The sequence below is a fragment of the Rhizobium sp. YTUHZ045 genome, assembly GCF_051124255.1.
Classification (GTDB): Bacteria; Pseudomonadota; Alphaproteobacteria; order Rhizobiales; family Rhizobiaceae; genus Rhizobium.
Genome location: NZ_CP101434.1, coordinates 219,201 through 240,002, shown reverse-complemented (window position 1 = coordinate 240,002; position 20,802 = coordinate 219,201). Strand labels below are relative to the sequence as shown.

Below are 20,802 nucleotides of genomic sequence, written 5' to 3'. Positions count from 1 at the left end.
CCTTCAGAGTTTCGGAACGACGAGATCGGCCACCGGGCGGTCGACATGCAGTCGCGCCCCGGTCATCGCCTGCAGTTCTTCCAGCGACATGGCGGCGAGCTTCTCGCGCAGGACGAAGCGCCCGTCGAGGATGTCGATGACGGCGTGGCTGGTATAGACGCGGGTGATGCAGGCGACGCCGGTCAGCGGGAAGCTGCATTTCTCCACCAGCTTCGGCTCGCCCGTCTTGGTGACGTGCTCGGTGATGACGCAGACCTGCTTGGCGCCATGCACCAGGTCCATGGCGCCGCCGACGGCCGGCACGCCCTTGCTGCCGACCCGCCAATTGGCGAGATCGCCATTCTCCGCGACCTGATAGGCGCCGAGGATCGCGACGTCGAGATGGCCGCCGCGCACCATGGCGAAGCTGTCGGCATGGTGGAAGAAGGCCGCACCCGGCTTCAGCGTCACCGCCTTCTTGCCGGCGTTGATCAGATCCCAGTCTTCCTCGCCTTCCTCTGGCGGTTCGCCAAAATTGAGGATGCCGTTTTCGGTGTGGAAGATCGCCTGACGGCCGGGCGGCTGATAGCGGGCGACCATTTCGGGAAAGCCGATGCCGAGATTGACATAGGCGCCGTCAGCAATGTCCTGCGCCGCGCGCCAGGCGATCTGCGCATTGGAAAGTTTGATGTCGTCCCTGATATCGACGGTCATACGTAGACCACTCCGGCTCGGATGAGCTCTTCTTCCTGCTGCGGATGGGGGACGGCGACGAGACGGTCGACGAAGATGCCGGGGGTGACGACATGCTCGGGATCGATGCCGCCGGCCGGCACGATCGAGGAGACCTGGGCGATCGTCGTGGCGGCCGCCATGCACATCAGCGGATTAAAATTGCGGCCGGCCTTGTTGTAGGTGAGGTTGCCGTGGACATCGCCGACCGCCGCCTTGACGATGGCAAAATCGGCTTTCAGCCAGCGCTCCTGCACATAATGGCGGCCGTCGAATTCGGCGATGACCTTGCCTTCCGCGAGTTCGGTGCCGTAGCCGGTCGGCGTATAAAAGGCCGGAATGCCGGAGCCGCCGGCGCGGATGCGCTCGGCGAGCGTGCCCTGCGGCACCAGTTCGAGCTCGATTTCGCCGGCCAGATATTTTTCGGTGAAGGCGCGCGGATCCGAGGAGCGCGGAAACGAGCAGATCATTTTCCGGACCAGGCCGGCGTCAATCATCGCGGCGATGCCGATGCGGCCGTTGCCGGCATTGTTGTTGATCACGGTCAAGTTTTTCGGGCCCTTGTCGATCAGGGCATGAATCAGCTCGATCGGCGCGCCGGAGCCGCCGAAACCGCCGATCATGACGGTGGCGCCGTCGCCGATCTCGGAGACGGCCGTCGCCGTGCTCGCGACTGTTTTGTCCATGGGGATCTCCTCAGCCTTTCCTTGTCATCAGAAATAAAACGCAGCAGGAGCAACGGCAAGGCATTCTGTGCGTTATTTGACATTTGTTCATATATCGCACATACTCACTGTTGAGAGGAGAATCGAACCCATGCGTGAAACCGATTTCGTCAGCGGCTTTGCCCGCGGCCTGAAAGTCATCGAGGTCTTCGGCGAAACGCGGCAGCGGCTGTCGATCGCCGAAGCCGCGAAGCTGACCGGGCTCGACCGCGCCACGGTGCGGCGTTCGCTACTGACGCTCGCCGATCTCGGCTATGCCGATTATGACGGCAAGTTCTTCACGCTGACGCCGAAGATCCTGCGGCTCGGCCATGCCTATCTCGCCGCAACGCCGCTGCCGGCGCTCCTGCAGCCGCATCTCGATCTTCTCTCGGAAAAGTCCGGCCAGAGCGCCTCGGCCTCGGTGCTCGACGGCACCGAGATCGTCTATATCGCCCGCGCCGCGCAGCGCCGGGTCATGTCGATCAATCTGACCCCCGGCAGCCGCCTGCCGGCCTATTGCGCCTCGATGGGCCGGGTGCTGCTCGCCGCCCTTTCCGAAAACGAGGCGCACGCCATCCTTGCCCGCAGCGAGCTGAAGCAGAACACGGCCAAGACCCGCACCGACCCGCACGAGCTCATCGCCGAATTCCGCCGGGTGCGCGCCCAAGGCTACGCCATCATCGACCAGGAGCTGGAGATCGGCCTCTGCTCAATCGCCGTGCCTGTTGAAAACGATCGCGGCGAAACTGTCGCGGCGATCAATATCGGCGCGCCGGCCGCCCTTGTCCCGGCCGCCGAGATGAAGGAGCGCTATCTGCCGCTTCTGAAGGAAACGCAGGCGGCGTTGCGACCGCTGCTGCGCCGGTGACGATAAGCAGTTCCAGCAAAAGTGCGCAGCGGTTTTGCGTCCGGAATGCGAAAAAGAAAGAGATGGACCGGCTCCGATGGAAACCGGGGCCGGTCGCGATCAATCAATGCGTCAGATCGAGCGCGGCTGTGAGATCGCCCATCGGCGGCTCGCCATTGTCGCTGAGCGCCTTGTCGCGGGCGGCGATGCCGGGCAGCACCGGCAGGTCGTAACGCGTCGTGATCAGCCGGATTATCGAGGTCGTGTCGTACTGGGTATGATCGACCGTGCCGGCCTTGGCGAAGGGCGAAATGATCACGGCCGGGACGCGGTTGCCCGGACCCCAGCGGTCGGCCTTCGGCGGCGCGACGTGATCCCAGAAGCCGCCATTCTCGTCATAGGTGACGATGACGAGCATATGGCCCCATTGCGGGCTCTTCTCGAGATGGGCGACGACATCGGCAAGATGCTGGTCGCCGCTTGATACATCGGCATAACCACCATGTTCGTTGAGATTGCCCTGCGGCTTGTAGAAGGAAACCGCCGGCAGCTTGCCAGCGTCGACATCCTTGAGGAAGGCCTCGCCGGCAAGACCGCCATCCTTCAGATGTTCGGCGCGATCAGGCGTGCCGGGGGCGAAATTGGCGAAATAATTGAAGGGCTGGTGGTGGAACTGGAAGTTCGGCACCGGTGTGGCGTTTTTGCCGTCGAGCGCCGCCTGCCAGGCGCCGCCATACCAGGCCCAGCTGACGCCCTTCTGCGACAGGAGATCGCCGATGGTGGTCTCATGCTGCGGCGGCAAAGTCGTCGCCGCATTGGGATCGGCATAGGCCGGATCGCCGTCCTTGGCCGGCGGATTGGCGCTCGGCTGATAGGGCGGCTGCATGGTGTTGACGGCGTAGAAGTCTGGGGTCAGCGTGCCGTCGGAGACGAATTTCGGCGCCCCCTGCAGCGCCGATTGCGGCGCGTTGTCGGCGACAACAAGCGAGGTGCCGTCGGCATCGACCTTGGCGATGACAGGCTTTGCCGGGCTCTTGTCGGCATCGGGATAAAAGGGCGCGCAGGCGCAGACCAGCGCGAAATGGTTGAGGAAGGAGCCGCCGAAAGCGCCCTGGAAGAAATTGTCGGCAAGCACGTACTTTTTCGCGACCTGCCACATCGGCAGGATCGAGCCGTCGTAGTGACCCATTACCAGGCTGCCCGAATCGGCCCAGGCGACGAACTTGTCGTTCTTGCCGCCGTCGATCTGCATCTGCTCCTGATAGAAGCGGTGCCAGAGATCGCGGGTGACGATCGTCGGCGCCTGTGCAAACCCCTTGGGATCGTCGATCGCAAAGCTGGCATTGGCAAGATGGGCTGACTGCGCCTCGGTGATCGCAGGCGTCACGCCTTTGGCGGTCAGGCCGCCCCAGGCCGGCGGCAGTTCGGCGAGCGGCTTGCCGTCGCGGTCGAGCTGGCGGTCCTGACCGGCGCCGACATTGGCAAGGCCGTTGGCGCCGGGAAAGCCGCCATAGAGATTATCGAAGCTGCGGTTTTCGGCATAGATGACGACAATATTGCCGATCTTGTCGTAACCGGCGGGCGCGGCATGGGCGGATGCCGCGATAGTGAGCGGCACGATGGCCGATCCGGCGAGGCAAAGCGAGGCGAGGCGTTTCAGGCTTTTCACGGAGGTACCTCATGGCTGGGGCGTTGGCTAGAGGGAGCGGAGGCCGCTCGGGGGCGAGCTGACGCTATTCCCGCCGTCTATCAACTTTGTGACAGCAAGGTTACAGCGCGGCGACCGGACACGAGCCGTCATCAATTTGTTGCACCGAGGCTCGATTATGCTGGACCTTACCTCTAAGCCACTGGAATCCCTAGCATGGCTAAAACGATGTCCTGGCTTGCGCGGCCCGGCCTGGCGGCCGGAATCGGCGCTGCAATGCTCTCTCTCGCCATTATGCCGCTGCGGCAAAGCAGCGCGGCGGCGGCTGCCGGCATCCATCCCGGCCCAATGTCGCGCGCCGAGGCCTTCGCCCGGGCCGAATGGCTGACCGCGCTCGGCCGCAAGATGTTTTTCGATCCCTCGCTCTCGGCCTCGGGGCTGCAGGCCTGCGCCTCCTGCCATGATCCAGCCCACGCCTTCGGCCCGGCCTCGGCAGCGCCGGTCGAGATGGGCGGCGCCAATATGGACCGGCCGGGCCTGCGCGCCGTCCCGACGCTGCGCTACCTGCAGGCGGTGCCCGCCTTCACCGAGCATTATTACGAGTCCGAGGACGAGGGCGACGAGAGCGTCGACAACGGCCCGACCGGCGGCCTGACCTGGGACGGCCGGGTCGATCATGGCGCCGACCAGGCGAAGATCCCGCTGCTCTCACCCTTCGAGATGGGCAACACGGATGCGGCCGACGTCGCCGCCAAACTGCGCAAGGCGTCCTATGCCGCCGACGTCAAAGCGGTCTTCGGCGAGACCGTATTCGACAATCCGCAAGACACATTCGACGCCGCCGCCGAGGCGCTCGCCACCTTCGAGCAGAGCGGCCCGGATTTCTACCCCTATTCCAGCCGCTACGACGCCTTTCTCGCCGGCAAGGCGACGCTGACTGCGCAGGAACTGCACGGCCGGCAGCTGTTCGAGGACCCGGCCAAGGGCAATTGTTCGAGCTGTCACCTCAGCGAACCCGCCAATGACGGCGAGCCGCCGCTCTTTTCCGATTTCGGCTTCCTCGCGCTCGGCGCGCCGCGCAACATGGCGATCCCGGCCAATGGCGATCCGACCTATCATGACCTCGGCCTCTGCGGCCCTCAGCGGACCGATCTCGCCAGCCACAAGGACTATTGCGGCCTCTTCCGCACGCCGACGCTGCGCAATGTCGCGCTGAAGAAGAGCTTCTTCCACAACGGCTATTTCCACACGCTGCGCGACGTGGTCTCCTTCTATGCCACCCGCGACAGCGACCCCGGCCGCTGGTATGCGCAAAATGCCGACGGCACGATCCGCCGCTATGACGACCTGCCGCAGGCCTATTCGGACAATCTCAACCAGGACCCGCCCTTCGGCCGGAAGCCCGGCGACGCGCCGGCGCTGACCGATCCCGAAATCGACGACATCGTCGCCTTCCTCGGGACGCTGACGGATGCGGATCTGCTGCCAGAGCCGAGCGGGGATTGAAACAATCGCTGGATGGGCCGTGCGAAGCCCAGTCAGGGCTGCATGTCATCGAGCTGTACGGTTTGACGCACCCGTATGGCCGTGGCCTTGTCTAGGAGACGTGCGGTCGCATAGGCGAAGCAGACCACCGCACCGAGAAGCACCAGAAACGCGAGGGGGCCGTTCAGACCCATCGAGGCAGCAAATGGCTTGAAGACGCCGATTATACCTCGGTGCAGGATGTAGACGGGATAGGAGATGAATCCGATCCAGGTTGCCAGGCCCTCTGCCTGGGCGGGCATCTCCAGCAACAGGCCGAGTGTTACGATGAGCGGCGCCAGGGTGATCGCGAAGATCAGATCATAGTAGGGCCGCAGTACGAGCGGAACCGGAGCTGCAATGCAGATCAGCAAAAGCAGGCACGGAGCTATTGCGACCCAGCCCCTCCTCCAGGCCGGTGCGTCGTTGAAGAGACGGCTGATAACGACACCTGCGGTAAATGAGAACATCACCCTCGGCAGTCCACCCACTGCGGAAGGCCACTCCCAGCCGATATTCAACATGCCGTACTTCAGACTGACAAAAACCAAGAATGCCGCCGAGACGAGCGCAACGGCGCAGAGGGCGCGGACGGAGAGCCGGAAGAGCCACAGTGCGAAGACGATATTGACCAGCAACTCCCAGAACATCGACCAGGCCGGGCCGTTGATCGGAAACATCCCTTGCATCGGATGCGCTTGAAGGAAATACATCGGGCTCGGCAAAACGAAGGTGTTGGTTGCGCTCGACACCAGCAGATCGACCGCGCTTTGGGCTCGCAGTCCCCAGCTCGTCAACAGAATGATCTGCACGAGGCCAACCAAGATCCCGATCAGATAAAGCGGATACAGGCGTTTGATGCGGGCCTTCATGAATGACTGAAATGGCAGGCCGCGCGACAGCCTTCGTCCGTAAATGTCGGCGATAATGAAGCCGCTGAGAACGAAGAAAAAGTCGACCGCCAGATAAGCCGATGGCGCGTATCTCTCCTGGAAGTGCGTGGCGACAACACAAATGGCGGCAAAGCCGCGCATGGCATCGAGCGTATAGTAGCGGCTGCGGCCACTTGTCGAAACATCTGCCCGGTGAAGCTGATGTAACGGATAATCGCGGTCGAGATCGGTCATCTTGTCGATTATCCCATGCGCTTGCGGCCGAAGGCCGTTTGGGTTGAGAGACGGGCGGCGAAACAATCCGCCGCGCTGGAGCCAGGAAATCACACAGGGGTGGCCACTGCGCCCCTGTTGCCCTTGCGCTGCCGAGCCTGCTTGATGCTGCCGATCAGGACATTCAGGCGCGCCCTGCACAGCAAGAATATCAGGCTGCAGTAAGCGATGCCGCCTGCAAGGGCTTCTATAGCCAGACGTGCGTAGGGCGACCAATGAAGCAACAGTTCATGCAGCAGCAAAACGACAGCCACCATCGCTGCACTGGCCGTGGTCGGCCGCAGGAACTGCGCCAAATATGCCGGCACACTCAGCTCTATATGCTGCGACACCTTCCAGCTGGTGATCGGCCAGAACAGCAGAACTTCGATCATGATCGCAAACACGATTGTCGTCACGCCGTAGGGGTAAAGAACTGCGATGGTCAGAAGCGTGAGAACGTTTCGAACCAGCTGGTAGTAAAACCACCAATCCATCTCTCCCTGGCTTTTTATCAGGGATGCCTGCACGTAGCCGATCCCAGCCATCAAGCCAATAACGCAGTAGAATCGAACCGGCCAAACTGCCTCGATCCAGTGCGCACCGAAAATCGTCGTGATTGCATCATCGGCAACCGCCGCAAGCCCGATGAAGACGGGGTAGGAAACCAGAGCACAGCCAAACGTCGCCATCAGGAATGCTTCCCGGACTTTCTTCGGATCGGCCCGCAGCGATGACAGCAGCACGTGCGTCACCGACGTCAGGCCGCCGGCGATGACGTTGTTGATCATGTCAAACAAGCGCTTGGAAAAGTTATAGATGCCGAGCGCCGACGGGCTCAGGAGCACGCCGATGAGCAAGTTGTCCAGGCTCATCGTCTGTAAAAAACGGGTGCCGGATGCAAAGAAACCGTAGTGAAGCAGATCATTGAGGCTCGCTTTCTTTATCTTCAGGCCGGGAATCCAACCCGCACCCCAGAAAGCAGCGCCGCACGATGCCGCTGTGGCGGCGATCTGGGCAATGGCAAGCCCCCACAAGCCGAAACCGGCGAGAACCAGAACAAGGCAAAGGCAAGCAGACGTGACGGTCGCGATGACTGTGCGGACGGCCACCAGATGGAATGACATTTTCCTGTTCACGATCGCATTCGGAACGACGGCCGTGAAGTCGAAGAATACCTTCGATCCCATGATGTAAATGAGATAGGTGACTTCCTTATGCCCGACATAGGCCGCGATCGACGAAGCGGCCAGGCATAAGCCGCCGTAGACCAGGAACGAAAAGCCGAGCGAAAGCAGGAATATCGTGTCGAGGTGGCTGCGCCTGATCTCGGCTCTCTGGATGATCGCTTCGCCAAAGGCAGTCGGCCCGAAACTCGCTGCAAAGGAGACGATGCTGAAGGACAGCGCGACAAGACCGAAGTCCTGAGGCTGGAGAATACGAGACGTGACCACAAAAACAGCGAAGGTCAGGACCGTCGGAATAAGGGTGCTGAGCGCCGACCAGAAGGCACCCGTTACGGCTGCGGCGGACCGGTTCTCACTGACATGGCTGAAGAGAATATCGTCGTCTTGCAAAACCGACAAACTGAGCTCCTACCGATAATCAGACTATGGAAGGTTGAGGGACCAGATCGGGGGCGGGAATACTGGGACCGACAGTCATGGGCCGGCTCGACTTGTACCAGGTGCCGCCGATCTCATAGGGGAGGCGAGACATTGCTGCGAAAATCTCGCCGGCATTCGTTGCTGTCTCCACCAGAGGGCTGTCGCCGGTCCGGCTATCGATGAAAGCGTGAAGATTGCTGCCGTCTCTCGCGACCGCGACATGCGGCTTATTGAGCAACAGACAGAGAATATGGCCGTGTAAATGGTTGGTAATGATCCGCTCTGCGCCGGACAGGATCCGCACGCCATAATCGACATATCGACGGGCGACATCCTCGCGGTGCTGAGCCAGCATCGCCGTGCGGCTCAATCCATGCCGCAGCGCCGAGCTGACGATGCTCGACATGCGCAGGCGCGACAAACTGTCGGGGCCATTGATCCAATTGGTCAGAGGTCCGTCAACAATCGCTCGCGCTTTGGCTATATCGACGCAGTCCTCGCCAAGAGGCTGCATGACATACAACACCCTCAGAGGATCGGCGTCGAAGGGCTTCAGCGTCTCGATACCGAATGCCGTGTCCGGGCCGGCCTCGACCTCACAATCGAAGTTCGCTCTTGCCAGTTCGAAGCTCTGGTCATCGCGCGTCAGGCAGAAGAAGTTGCGATGCCTGCCAATCGTGCGTTTGGCGTATTCCTTGAGCGACTCGTTGGCGAAGTGGACCCTCTGCGGCATCTGGATGATCGTCCGATCCGGATATTTCCACATCAAGCGGCAGCGAATATCATCCCTGCCCGCCCGCAAATTGCCAAAATCACTCCACCCGCAAATGAAAATTGGAGCATCGGCCGGCGTTTCCTTTATCTCGTCTATATTTTGGGATGCACCGCAAACAAGCGCCGGCATCCTGCCCGTTACTTCCTTCAATACCTGCGACAACCCAAGCCAACTTGCATGATGCCCCGGATCTTTATTCAAAGGAAAGTCAATTATGATGTAAGGCTGTCCCGTATTTACGAACTTCCTTACTATTTCAATCAACTTTTCTTTTTGTCTATGTATTACAACTTCGCCGAGGTGATGCATCAATACAACTTGATTCTCTAAATTTTATCGACTGATCTATATCCATCAGCTGAATGAGTCAATTGGACTTCGGCGCGACATAGAATCGCACCAGATTTACATTACTTTTTCGTAATGTTAGACATGCTGGATTTTCGGAGATGACTTCGTTCTAGCGCTCACTCCGATAGACTGAGGCGGTGCGCCACGGCTCATCCGGTCGTTGTGCCGAGCGCACTGTTGTCAGAGGCGCAGTTGGGCAGATCGGAGAGAGTCTCGACTTGAGCCCATTTTCACAACGGCTCGTAACAACGTTCAAACTCGCCTTAATGGCGTGTCAAACTTTAGAGGTGCGGGAGGCTCGCATGCACGGGGGCGATGGCAAGAAGGCATTTTACCCGAACTTCACCATGATCAGGCTCGTCGCAGCCTCGACGGTGATCTTCTCGCACGCCTTCCTTATCGTGGAAAAGACCTCGGCGAACGAGCCCTTCGAGTGGTTGTTCGGAGAGGGCAATATCCTCGGCCTATTCGGCGTCTATGTGTTTTTCATCACCAGCGGATTCCTCGTCACGCAGAGCGCGCAGTTCGGCAGCGCGGGGGGTTTTCTCTGGCGGCGGGCGCTGAGAATATACCCGGCGTTCATCGTCTGCACCCTGCTCAGCGTCTACGTCCTGGGCGCCCTGTTCAGCCCGTTGGGCATCAGTGGTTACTTGCTGAAATCGCTTCATCTGAAGACGACGTTGCATTCGCTGCTCGACCCGAACTTTGGCATGACCCTGCCGCATGTGCAGTTTTATGATCCCGCCATCTCCTGGCTTGCCACCTCCGTCAACGGTTCTCTCTGGACGATCGGGCAGGAAATCTTCTGCTACCTGATCGTCGCAGGATTGATGGCAATCGGGCTTCTGCGGGCGCCGCTGATGGCACTTGCCGTCGCCGTGGGCGTGACATGGCAGCTTTTCTTCGATCATCCGTGGCCAAACATACGCTTCCTGACGGATTTCACCTTTATCGCTCCCTATTTCTTCTGCGGTTCGCTTCTCTGGTTCGTGATGGAAAAGCGGCGGCCCAGCATTGTCCTGGCATTGGTCTTCGCGGCGCTCGGCGCGCTCTTCCTCGTCTTCTGGCCCGCCTATCTTTACGGTCGCATGTTGTTCGCCTATCCGCTTGTCTACATCGCGACCTCGCCCTCCATACGCCTGCCGACTCTCGAACGATTGGGCGACGTCTCCTACGGGACCTATCTCTATGGCTGGCCAGTGGAGCAGGTGATGAACCATGCCCTCGGCCAGTACAGCACGTGGTGGGCCGTCTTTGCCCTTTCGCTGCCGACATCGTGGTTGCTCGGCTGGCTTTCATGGCATCTCCTGGAGAAACGTGCGCTGCGCCTGAAGCGCATCCCGCTCCTCCAGCGACAGCCTGTCAGCCCTTGAGAAAAGCTGACTTCCGACCCACAGTTCGCAGCGACGTCTGACGCTCTGATTGTTGCAGCCGGACTTTGGCGCGTGATTGTTCTCGCTTAGCGCATCATTCCGAACTACTCCACTTGCTGCATCATAATTTCCGATATACATCATTCTATCGGAAACTATGGGGAACTGATGGAACGCTCGTTTTTAACGATCGCCGCCGGCGAGAATAGTGAGGCCATTCGGGCGCTTTCGGCGCCGGCGCGGATCGAGATATTGAAGCTGCTCTGCGCCAAGGGGCCGCTCAACATCAACGATATCGCCCAGGCGCTTTCTCTTCCTCAATCCACCGTCGCCACCGGCATTCAGATCCTGGAAGATGCCGGACTCGTCGATTCGCGGCTGGCCAAGGCGCGCAAGGGCAACCAGAAGATCTGCTCGGCGGTCTATAGCGAAATCCTGATCAGCTTCGAGGAAAGCGCGGCGCAGCGGGCCAACAATATCATCGAGGTCGAGATGCCGGTCGGGCTCTATACGAGCTGCGACGTGCATGCGCCCTGCGGTCTCTGCTCGACCGAGAGCGTCATCGGACCGCTCGATGTGCCGGACTATTTCCTCGATCCGCAGCGCATGCAGGCCGGGCTGGTGTGGTTCGGCCGCGGTTATGTCGAATATAAATTCCCCAACAATGCCAAGGTGTTGAACAAGGATATTCGCGCTATCGAATTTTCGCTGGAGCTGTCATCCGAAGTGCCCGGAACCAATCCGGACTGGCCCTCCGACATCACGCTCTGGGTCAACGGCATGGCGATCGGCACCTGGACCTCGCCCGGCGATTACGGCGACAAGCGCGGCGCCTTCACGCCCGCCTGGTGGAAGCTCGAAGGTTCGCAATACGGGACGATGAAAACCTGGCGGATCTCGACGCGCGGCACCTTCATCGACGGTATCGCCGCATCGAATATCACGCTCAGCGATCTGGCGCTCGGCCAGCATTCGTCGATCCGCCTGCGCGTCGGCATCGCCGAAAATGCCGGCCACACCGGCGGCGTCAATATTTTCGGCCGCGGCTTCGGCAATCACGGCCGCGACATCACCATGCGGCTGCATGTCTGAAAAGTTAATATCGGATATCCTGATTTAAAAATCGCATTTATTTCGTGTTTCAGCGGTCGCTAAACTTAATCAAGCCATTGTATTTCAATATTTTTCCTTCGGATTGGCATTAGTATGATTAAATCCGCCTTTCGGTTGACATCACGGTATTCCTGATATCAAGTTAGAGGCACGAAAACAAAAATCCTGATACATAAACGGGGAGGATCCGTTGAAGACGAATGTCGTTGCCCACCGCGATTTCCGCATCGCGACCATTGACGCCAGGCTCTACAGCTCGTTTCTCGAGCATCTCGGCAGAGCGATCTACGGCGGCATTTACGAGCCCGGACATCCGACAGCCGATGAAGACGGCTTCCGCCGCGACGTGCTCGATCTGGTGCGTGAACTCGACACGCCCTACTGCCGTTATCCCGGCGGCAATTTCGTCTCGGCCTATAATTGGGAAGACGGCGTCGGCCCGCGTTCGGAGCGGCCGGTGCGGCTCGACCTTGCCTGGCGCACCCGCGAAGCCAACCAGGTCGGCGTCAACGAATTCGTCGACTGGTGCAAGAAGGCCAACACCAAGCCGATGCTGGCCGTCAATTTGGGATCACGCGGCCTCGATGCGGCCCGCAACTTCCTCGAATATTGCAACCATCCCGGCGGCACCTACTGGTCGGATCTGCGCCGCAAGCACGGCTGGTCCAATCCGCATGATGTGAAACTCTGGTGCCTCGGCAACGAGATGGACGGCCCCTGGCAGGTCGGTCACAAATCGGCCTATGAATATGGCCGGCTGGCGGACGAGACGGCCAAAGCCATGCGCGGCTTCGACAAGTCGCTCGAGCTCGTCGTCTGCGGTTCGTCGAATTCCGACATGAAGACCTATCCGCAATGGGAGGCCGAGGTTCTCGACCAGTGCTATGACAGCGCCGACTACATCTCGCTGCATATGTATTTCGCCAACCGCGAGAAGAACACGCTGAATTACCTTGCCCGGGCGACCAAGCTCGACCGCTACATCACCACGATCGGCGGCGTGATCGATTACATCAAGGCGAAGAAGCGCTCGAAGAAGACGATCGGCATCTCCTTCGACGAATGGAACGTCTGGTATCATTCCAACCAGCAGGACAAGGAGATCCTGGCGCGCGACGAATGGCCGGATGCGCCGCATCTGCTCGAGGACGTCTATAATTTCGAGGACGTGCTGCAGGTCGGCGGCATCTTGAACACCTTCATCCGCCGCTCCGACCGGGTGCGCATCGCCTGCATCGCCCAGCTCGTCAACGTCATCGCCCCGATCATGACCGAGGATGGTGGTGCGGCCTGGCGCCAGACGATCTATTATCCCTTCTATTACGCCTCGCGATATGGCCGCGGATCGGCGCTGCAGCTCGTCGTCGACGGCCCGACCTATGACAGCGACGAGGAGAACGAGGTTCCCTATCTCGATGTCTCGGCGGTGCATTCCGAGGATGGCCGGTCGCTGACCTTCTTTGCCGTCAACCGCCACCCGGATAGCGCGCTCGATCTCGACGTGCGGCTGGAAGGTTTCGGCGGAGCCCGGCTGATCGAGCAGGTGGAGATGACCCATGGCGATCTCGAAGCCGTCAATACGGCGCGGCGGCCGGAGACGGTCGTGCCCGCCAAGGTCGAGACGGCAAGGATCGAGGATGGACGGGTGCGGGCGGCGCTGAAACCGCTGTCCTACAACGTCATCCGGCTGTCGGTGTGACAACCGCCGCCGGTGCCGATCGGCCCGGCTGAGAAATCGGCCCCCTGCGAGGAGGCAGGCGGCCGGAGGATGGTTCGCCGAAGCGTCAGGCTCACAAGCCCGCTTCTGCGAACCGACAACCGCGACATGCCCCTGCGTGCCTCGAAGGCCGCCGCATCGTCGCTTACAAGGGAGGAGTTCATGCAAAAGTGGAAGAGGTTTGCATTCGGCTTCGTGCTGGCCACGCTCGGCCTGACCGCGGTGGCCGGAGCCCAAGACTATACCTCCTTGCCGCGCAAGGAGACGCTCATCGTTGAAAATCCGGAAGGGACGATCAAGAATCCCGGCTGGTTCAATATCTGGGTCAATGGCGGCGGCGGGGTTTCCACCGGCCTGCAGCAGCTGACCATGGATACGCTCTGGTATATCGACCCCGAACAGGGGCTTGGCGGCGCAGCCTGGGACAATTCGCTCGCCGCCGACAAGCCGCAGTATAATGCCGACTTCACCGAAATGACCGTGAAACTGCGCAAGGGGCTCTATTGGAGCGACGGCGTGGAATTCACCGCCGATGACGTGGTCTATACCGTCAAGACGCAGATGGACCATCCCGGCATGATCTGGAGTGCGGCCTTCTCGGTGCAGGTGGCAAGCGTCGAGGCGACCGATCCGCAGACTGTGGTGTTCAAGCTGAAGAAGCCGAATTCGCGCTTCCATGCGATCTTCACCGTGCGCTGGAACGGCGCCTGGATCATGCCGAAGCACGTCTTCGAGAAGGTCGAAGATCCGCTGCGCTACGATTTCGCCAATCCGGTTTCGCTCGGCGCCTACAAGCTGAAGGCCTACGACCCGCAGGGCAAATGGTATACCTGGGAGAAGCGCGACGACTGGCAGCGCACCTCGCTTGCCCGCTTCGGCGAGCCGGCCCCGAAATATGTGACCTATACCGATCCCGGCCCGCCGGATAAACGCACGATCGCCCAGCTCGAGCACAATCTCGATATCATCCACGACAACACCCCGGAGGGCATGTTCACCCTCAAGGAGAAGTCGAAGACGATCGATACCTGGTTCCCGGGCTTCCCCTTCGCCCATCCGGATCCGACGCTGCCGGCCGTCATCTTCAACACCCAGGAAGCGCCCTTCGACAATGCCGACGTGCGCTGGGCGCTGGCTCTGCTGATCGACATCAAGGCCGTCGACATGGCGAGCTATCGCGGCGCGGCGACGCTTTCCGCACTCGGCGTGCCGCCGACGGCGGCGACGATGAAAGACTATCAGGCGCCGATGCAGGACTGGCTGAAGGATTTCGAGGTCGATACCGGCAAGAGCAAGATCAAGCCTTATGACCCGACGGTCGGGCAACAGATCGCCGATATCCTGCGCAAGCAGCCGAAGTTCAAGGACCAGATCCCGACCGATCCGGAAGCGATCAGCGGTGCCTTCGGCTACGGCTGGTGGAAACCCAACCCGAAAGCGGCCGGCGAGCTTCTGGAGAAGGCAGGCTTCAAGAAATCCGGCGGCAAGTGGCTCACGCCTGATGGTCAGCCCTTCAAGATCCGCATGACGGTGGAAGGCGACACGCGCTCCGTCTTCACCCGCGCCGGCACGCTGATCGCGCAGCAATGGGCGGCCTTCGGCATCGACGCCAAGGCCGTACCGGCCGCGAAACTGTGGCAGACGGCGCTGCAGCCCGGCGATTTCCAGGTGGCGATCGCCTGGAGCGTCGAAACCTGGGGCGGCGATCCCGACCTCTCCTTCTTCCTCGACAGCTGGCACTCGCAGTTCGTCGCCAAGAAGGGTGAGGTTCAGCCGCCGCGCAACTGGCAGCGCTGGTCCAATCCGGAGCTCGACAAGATCATCGAGAGCATCCGCGGCATCAGCGCCGACGACCCCAAGGGCATGGAGCTCGGCAAGGATTATCTGAAGCTGGTCGCCCGCGAAATGCCGACGATCCCGCTGATGTCCTATAACGTCTTCACCTCGATGGATACGACCTATTGGACCGGCTATCCCACCATCAAGGATCCCTATACGGATCCGGTGCCGAATTGGGCGAACTCCAGGTTGATGATGGTCAAGCTGAAGCCGGCTCAACCGCAATAACCCTCCCAACGCCGGCGCGTAAGCCATCGCGCCGGCCCCCTCATCGACGGGCATGAGCCCCAGCTGCCATGCTCGTCGATCCTTTCAAGAAGGGAAGCAGAGAGGAACCACTGCCTTATGACGCCCTATCTGATCTTTGTGCTGAAGCGATTTGGTCAGTTTCTGCTCGTCGTCTTTCTCGGCGTGACGATCACCTTCTTCGTCACCCACCTGACCCCGATCGATCCGGTCGAAGAAAGCATAGGCGCCATCACCCAGATGGGTCAGTCCGATCCCAATGCGATCGAGCTGATGCGCCAGTCGCTGCGCGAGCTCTACGGCATGCAGGGCTCGATCTGGCAGCAATATCTGCACTTCTGGCTGCGGCTTGCGACCGGCGATCTCGGCCCCTCGCTCTCGGCCTTTCCGACCCCCGTCTCCACCATCATCCTGCGCTCGCTGCCCTGGACGATCGGGCTGATGACGGTCTCGACGCTGATCACCTTCGTGCTCGGCAATGCGATCGGCGCGCTTGCCGGCTATTACCGCAAGGACATGGTGCTGAAGGCCGTCAGCCTCGTCTTCATCGCCATGCTGCCCATCCCCTATTACATCCTCGCCTTCGTGCTGCTCATCGTCTTCGGCTTCATCTGGCCGGTGCTGCCGATCAATGGCGGCTATGAGATGAACGCCAACCTGGACCTCTCCTTTGCCCTTGTCATCGACATCCTCAAACACTCCATCCTGCCGGCTTTGTCGCTGATCCTGGTCGGCGCCGGCAGCTGGCTGATCGGCATGCGGGCATTGGTTTCCAACATCATCACCGACGACTATGTCGTCTTTGCCGAGCTCGGCGGCGTGCCGAAGGGCAAGATCCTGCGCTCCTACATCGCCCGCAACGCCATGGTGCCGCAATTCACCGGGCTTGCCATGTCGCTCGGCGCGATCTTCAACGGCACAGTCATCACCGAAATCGTCTTCGGCTATCCCGGCATCGGCAATCTCTTGATCGAAGCGGTGCATGCCGGCGACTACAGCCTGGTGCTCGGCCTCAGCGCACTGTCGATCGTCGGCGTTGCCGCCGCCGTCTTCATCATCGACGTGCTGAGCCCGCTGATCGATCCGCGCATCAAGGTGGAATAGTCATGTTTACCATCATCCGCGACCTCGCCCGCCAGAACATGGAATTCCTCTGCGGCCTGCTGCTCTTTGCCGTCATCGTCGGCCTGGTGATCCTGTCCTATTTCTCGCCCTATGGCGCGACCGACATCTATCTCCTGCCACCCGATATGCCGCCGGACGGCGAATATTGGCTGGGCACGACATCGCGCGGCCAGGACGTTTTCTGGCAGCTGACGATCGGCCTTCGCAACACCCTCTATTTCGGCATCGGCGTCGCCTTTCTCTCGCGCATCATCTCGCTCGTGGTCGGGCTGGTGGCCGGTTATGCCGGCGGCGCGGTCGACCGGGTGCTGATGGCGATCAACGACAGCGTCATGGTGATCCCGCAATTTCCGCTGCTGATCCTTTTCTATTTCGTGCTGAAGGACAACATGACCTGGGTGGCGCTGATCGTCATCATGGCCTCGCTCGGCTGGTCCTATGATGCGCGTCTCATCCGCTCGGTGGCGCTCGGCCTCAAGAGCCGGCCGTTCACAACCCAGAGCGTCTATTCCGGCATGACGATGCGCAAGATCCTGGTGGAGGAGCACCTGCCCTATGTGCTGCCGATCGTCTTCGCCACAACGATGAACAACATGATCTGGTCGATCGGCATGGAGATCACGCTTTCGGTGCTTGGGTTCACCGATATCGAGACGCCGACCATGGGCATGATGATCTACTGGGCCAATGCGCATTCGGCGCTGATCTCGGGCATCTGGTGGTGGGTGGCCGCCCCCGTCGCCGTCATCGTCATTCTCTTCCTGGCGCTGTTCCTGCTCTCCATGTCGATGAACGAATACAATGATCCGCGCAGCCGGCTGAACCGGATGGGAAATTAGCATGGAGAATCTGGTCGAAATCGACAACTTGAAAGCCTATTACCGCGCCTTCCTCTATGGCGTCGATCGCGAGGTGCGGGCCGTCGACGACATCAGCCTGACTATCCGCCGCGGCGAGGTCTATGGCGTCGCCGGCGAATCGAGCAGCGGCAAGACGACGCTGATCAAGACCATTGCCGGCGCCATCCGGCCGCCGCTCCGGGTCGTCTCCGGCAGTGTCAAATTCCATTTCGGCGGCGGCACCCAGGATCTCTATGCGATGACGCCGGAGGAGCGCGTGGCGCTGCGCTGGAAGCATCTCTCCTACATCATGCAGGGCTCGATGAATGTGCTGAACCCGGTGCGCCGGATCCGCCATTCCTTCACCGATTTCGCCTTCCGCCACATGAAGGTGAGCAAGCCGATCTTCTTCGAGAAGGTCGCCAACCACCTGCAGCGGCTGAAGCTGGATCCGCAGCTGCTCGACGCCTATCCGCACGAACTCTCCGGCGGCATGCGCCAGCGCATGACCATTGCGCTCGCCACCATCCTTACGCCGGAATTCATCATCGCCGACGAGCCGACGACGGCGCTCGACGTGATCGTGCAGCGTGACGTGCTGTCGATGATCCGCGACATCCAGCGCGAGATGGGCTCGTCCTTCCTGTTCGTCACTCATGATATGGGCGTGCATGCAACGGTCTCCGACCGCATCGGCATCGTCTATGCCGGCCGGCTGGTCGAGGAGGCACCGACGGCCAAGCTCTTCAGCGCGCCGCTCCACCCCTATACGCAGCATCTCGTCGGCAGCCTGCCGAAGATCGGCGACCCCACCACCCGGCCCTCGCTGGAGGGGCGGCCGCCGAACCTTGCCATGCCGCCGGAAGGCTGCCGCTTTCACCCGCGCTGCCCGAAGCGCATGGAGATCTGCTCACAGAAGGTTCCGCCCTTGGTCACCGTCGCGCCCGAGCGGCGGGTGGCATGTTTTGCGGTTACGGGGGATCAGGTTTGACTCTGCTTAGCCTCTCGCATGTGACGAAAATCTACCGCCAGGGCGGCCTGCTCGGCCGGCGGCTGATCACCGCGGTCAAGGATGTCAGCTTCGAAATCGGCGACGAGCCGGAGATACTGTCGATCGTCGGCGAATCCGGCTCGGGCAAATCGACGGTGGCGGCGATGATCCTCGGCCAGGCGGAACCGACCGAAGGCGAGCTGCAATTTGCCGGCAAGACCGTGGCGATCCACAGCCGGGCCGAACGCAAGGCTTTCATGAAGGAGGTGCAGCCGGTGCTGCAGAACCCCTTCGAAGCCTTCAACCCGCTGAAGCGGGTGGACCGCTATCTCTTCGAAACCGCCCGCAACTTCTCCGCCTCCGGCAACCGGCCGGACCGGCGAGCGGTGGAGAAGATGGCCGATACCGCCCTCCACCATGTCGGCCTGACGCTGGAAGAGGTGAAGGGCCGCTTTCCCCACGAACTCTCCGGCGGCCAGCTCCAGCGCGTCGCCATCGCCCGCGCGCTGATCCCTGAGCCTCGCCTGCTGGTGGCCGACGAACCGGTCTCGATGGTCGACGCGTCGCTGCGCATGGCGATCGTCAACCTCTTCGGCCGGCTGAAGAACGAGCTCGGCCTTTCGATCATCTACATCACCCATGATCTCGCCACCGCCTATTACATCAGCGACAACATCATCATCATGCGCAAAGGCGAAATCGTCGAGCGGGGGCGGGCGCGGGCGGTGTTGGACGATCCGCAGCATGAGTATTCGCGGGCGTTGAAGGATGCGGTGCTGGCGGCGGATTTTAGTGCGGTGGTATAGTTCGCCAGTAGCTGACATCGGCGGCTTGGATGCAACGTCTGATTTGGGGCCGTGAGGGGAACCGAAAAGCGGACAACCGAGCTTGTTGATCATGCGGCGGCAATCAGGGAGTCTGTCGATTGGTTCAGGCTCCGATGATCATCGCACGACGAGGCCCTGGAAACCCAAAGGCTTCATGGACCGAGCTGCCGCGAGCCACGCCCACCTACATTCCCAGCGTGCGTCGTATAGTGCAACTTCCATCCCGCATCCTTGTGAGCTTTTATGGCTTCTTCTTTTGGATGTCGGTAGACATTCCCCTTTCCAACGGAGACAACACAGGAAGCTCCCTCAAACGGAGGCCGCGGAACGTCGCCCTCGAATGAAGCTCCATGGTGGGTTGCAACCAAGTAATCGGGCCTGAATGAAACCGGCAGCCTTAAAAATTTGTAGTGTGCATCTCCGACCAGAAGCGCTTGCTTCCCAGACTGAAGGGTGATGGTGAACAGAAGCCCACTGCTGTTGGCGTCATTTCGCAATCCGCCGGCTTGGCGGATGCTTCCCCATCCAAGATCAAGATCCCGAAATGCGACTATCAGTCTGCCATCGCGCTCGAGAAGGGAAGCGAAGCGTCTTGCGCCAGGCCCCATTTTCTGGTCAGGGACGATCCAGCAGGCTTTTCTGAGGTATGGGTACCTGTATCCAGAAAGCAGATGATCGAAGTCCCAGTGCGACAAGACTACGAAATCGACCCTCCGCGGTGCAAAGTGTGCAGGCTCGGTGCGCTGGTTGAATATAAGTGGCCAGCCGGCATCGAAATACAACTTCGCTTCACCCGCCTCGTCATTCAGGCCAACGAAGCTCGCTTGCCCGACGTCGTGTACCTTGAGGTGTGACGGTGCGCCGACTGCCGCCAATGTTCGCTCGACGTCTGCAAGGGCATGCTCGTCAGGGTACGGAAGACCGCAACTGCGGTGGAGGTCGTTCGCGACAGACCGTTGATCGGGGATGCCCGCACCGCCTGGAAACGGGCGGGAATCCTCTGGCCCATCGCTGAAAAGGTACTCACCGCGGCTCACCCAGACGTCGGTGGCCTGTGCGTACCCCGTTGGCCCCAAAACCGCGATGTTTGCCCTGAGCGATCGATCTTCCCGAGCACCTATTTCTAGAAAAAGCCACGCCCCTTCGCCAATCGCTTCTGCGTCGATGCCGAAAACCTCTGAAAACCGTCTTCCTGTATTGCTGACCCGGACGAGTGCAAAGTTCTGCAGCGCACTGTCGGCTTTCAGCAAGTGCGGGTCGAGTCCTGCGTCTGAGACAAGAACGGCGTCAATCTCGATCGTGAGGCGCCTACCTCTGCCGGACGGCGTATCTTCTGCCGCGTAGATCCGTCCAACGATCCTGCGCTTCTCCAAATTGTCCCCCTCTCGATTATGTGGTTAACCTCGTTAGAAGCATG

The 20,802-nt window shown here is 60.7% G+C and carries 17 protein-coding genes; 10 read left to right on the top strand and 7 right to left on the bottom strand.

Features of this window, described 5'->3' with window-relative positions:
* Positions 1 to 3: 3 nt before the first annotated feature.
* Complete coding sequence (locus NMA58_RS28215) at positions 4 to 693, bottom strand: 3-oxoacid CoA-transferase subunit B (protein ID WP_434714874.1); 690 nt, start codon at positions 691 to 693, stop codon at positions 4 to 6.
* Positions 690 to 1,397, bottom strand: a complete 708-nt coding sequence (locus NMA58_RS28210) for a 3-oxoacid CoA-transferase subunit A (RefSeq protein WP_434714872.1) — start codon at positions 1,395 to 1,397, stop codon at positions 690 to 692. Before NMA58_RS28210 ends, NMA58_RS28215 begins: the two co-directional genes overlap by 4 nt.
* A gap of 130 nt (positions 1,398 to 1,527) precedes the next feature.
* On the opposite strand from NMA58_RS28210, the gene NMA58_RS28205 reads away from it, so the two are divergent.
* On the top strand, positions 1,528 to 2,286 hold the full coding sequence (locus tag NMA58_RS28205; protein ID WP_434714870.1) for an IclR family transcriptional regulator: 759 nt from the start codon (positions 1,528 to 1,530) through the stop codon (positions 2,284 to 2,286).
* 103 nt (positions 2,287 to 2,389) lie between these two features.
* On the opposite strand, the gene NMA58_RS28200 is transcribed toward NMA58_RS28205, so the two are convergent.
* Positions 2,390 to 3,934, bottom strand: a complete 1,545-nt coding sequence (locus tag NMA58_RS28200) for an acid phosphatase (protein ID WP_434714868.1) — start codon at positions 3,932 to 3,934, stop codon at positions 2,390 to 2,392.
* Positions 3,935 to 4,129: 195 nt separating this feature from the next.
* Here NMA58_RS28200 and NMA58_RS28195 point away from each other — a divergent pair, with 195 nt between their 5' ends.
* Positions 4,130 to 5,419, top strand: coding sequence for a cytochrome-c peroxidase (locus tag NMA58_RS28195; RefSeq protein WP_434714866.1), 1,290 nt, complete (start codon positions 4,130 to 4,132; stop codon positions 5,417 to 5,419).
* Between the two features lie 32 nt (positions 5,420 to 5,451).
* Here the strand turns inward: NMA58_RS28195 and NMA58_RS28190 are convergent, their stop codons facing one another.
* The 3 genes from NMA58_RS28190 to NMA58_RS28180 form a co-directional block, all read right to left on the bottom strand.
* A complete protein-coding gene (locus NMA58_RS28190; protein WP_434714864.1) occupies positions 5,452 to 6,564 on the bottom strand; it encodes an acyltransferase family protein in 1,113 nt (370 codons plus the stop codon).
* 89 nt (positions 6,565 to 6,653) lie between these two features.
* Positions 6,654 to 8,168 carry a lipopolysaccharide biosynthesis protein gene (locus tag NMA58_RS28185; RefSeq protein ID WP_434714862.1) on the bottom strand — a complete coding sequence of 505 codons (1,515 nt, stop codon included), beginning with the start codon at positions 8,166 to 8,168 and terminating at the stop codon, positions 6,654 to 6,656.
* Between the two features lie 19 nt (positions 8,169 to 8,187).
* Positions 8,188 to 9,273 (bottom strand): polysaccharide pyruvyl transferase family protein, encoded by a 1,086-nt coding sequence (locus NMA58_RS28180; RefSeq protein ID WP_434714860.1) that lies wholly within the window; start codon positions 9,271 to 9,273, stop codon positions 8,188 to 8,190.
* Between the two features lie 344 nt (positions 9,274 to 9,617).
* Between NMA58_RS28180 and NMA58_RS28175 the strand changes: the two genes are divergently transcribed.
* From NMA58_RS28175 to NMA58_RS28140, 8 genes are all read left to right on the top strand, one after another.
* The gene (locus tag NMA58_RS28175; protein WP_434714858.1) at positions 9,618 to 10,688 is read left to right on the top strand and encodes an acyltransferase family protein; all 1,071 of its coding nucleotides are present in this window, start codon (positions 9,618 to 9,620) and stop codon (positions 10,686 to 10,688) included.
* 168 nt (positions 10,689 to 10,856) lie between these two features.
* Positions 10,857 to 11,780, top strand: coding sequence for an ArsR/SmtB family transcription factor (locus NMA58_RS28170; RefSeq protein WP_064812150.1), 924 nt, complete (start codon positions 10,857 to 10,859; stop codon positions 11,778 to 11,780).
* A gap of 211 nt (positions 11,781 to 11,991) precedes the next feature.
* A complete protein-coding gene (locus tag NMA58_RS28165) occupies positions 11,992 to 13,500 on the top strand; it encodes an alpha-N-arabinofuranosidase (RefSeq protein ID WP_221137772.1) in 1,509 nt (502 codons plus the stop codon).
* A gap of 180 nt (positions 13,501 to 13,680) precedes the next feature.
* Entirely contained in the window at positions 13,681 to 15,585 is a 1,905-nt protein-coding gene (locus NMA58_RS28160) for an ABC transporter substrate-binding protein (RefSeq protein ID WP_434714855.1), read from the top strand.
* Between the two features lie 117 nt (positions 15,586 to 15,702).
* Positions 15,703 to 16,707 carry an ABC transporter permease gene (locus NMA58_RS28155; protein WP_183701372.1) on the top strand — a complete coding sequence of 335 codons (1,005 nt, stop codon included), beginning with the start codon at positions 15,703 to 15,705 and terminating at the stop codon, positions 16,705 to 16,707.
* 2 nt (positions 16,708 to 16,709) lie between these two features.
* Positions 16,710 to 17,567 (top strand): ABC transporter permease, encoded by an 858-nt coding sequence (locus NMA58_RS28150; RefSeq protein WP_207245678.1) that lies wholly within the window; start codon positions 16,710 to 16,712, stop codon positions 17,565 to 17,567.
* A 1-nt stretch (position 17,568) separates the two neighbouring features.
* A complete protein-coding gene (locus tag NMA58_RS28145; RefSeq protein WP_434714853.1) occupies positions 17,569 to 18,558 on the top strand; it encodes an ABC transporter ATP-binding protein in 990 nt (329 codons plus the stop codon).
* On the top strand, positions 18,555 to 19,364 hold the full coding sequence (locus NMA58_RS28140) for an ABC transporter ATP-binding protein (protein ID WP_434714851.1): 810 nt from the start codon (positions 18,555 to 18,557) through the stop codon (positions 19,362 to 19,364). Before NMA58_RS28145 ends, NMA58_RS28140 begins: the two co-directional genes overlap by 4 nt.
* A 173-nt stretch (positions 19,365 to 19,537) precedes the next feature.
* Here the strand turns inward: NMA58_RS28140 and NMA58_RS28135 are convergent, their stop codons facing one another.
* Positions 19,538 to 20,635 carry a hypothetical protein gene (locus NMA58_RS28135; RefSeq protein WP_434714849.1) on the bottom strand — a complete coding sequence of 366 codons (1,098 nt, stop codon included), beginning with the start codon at positions 20,633 to 20,635 and terminating at the stop codon, positions 19,538 to 19,540.
* Positions 20,636 to 20,802: the final 167 nt, after the last annotated feature.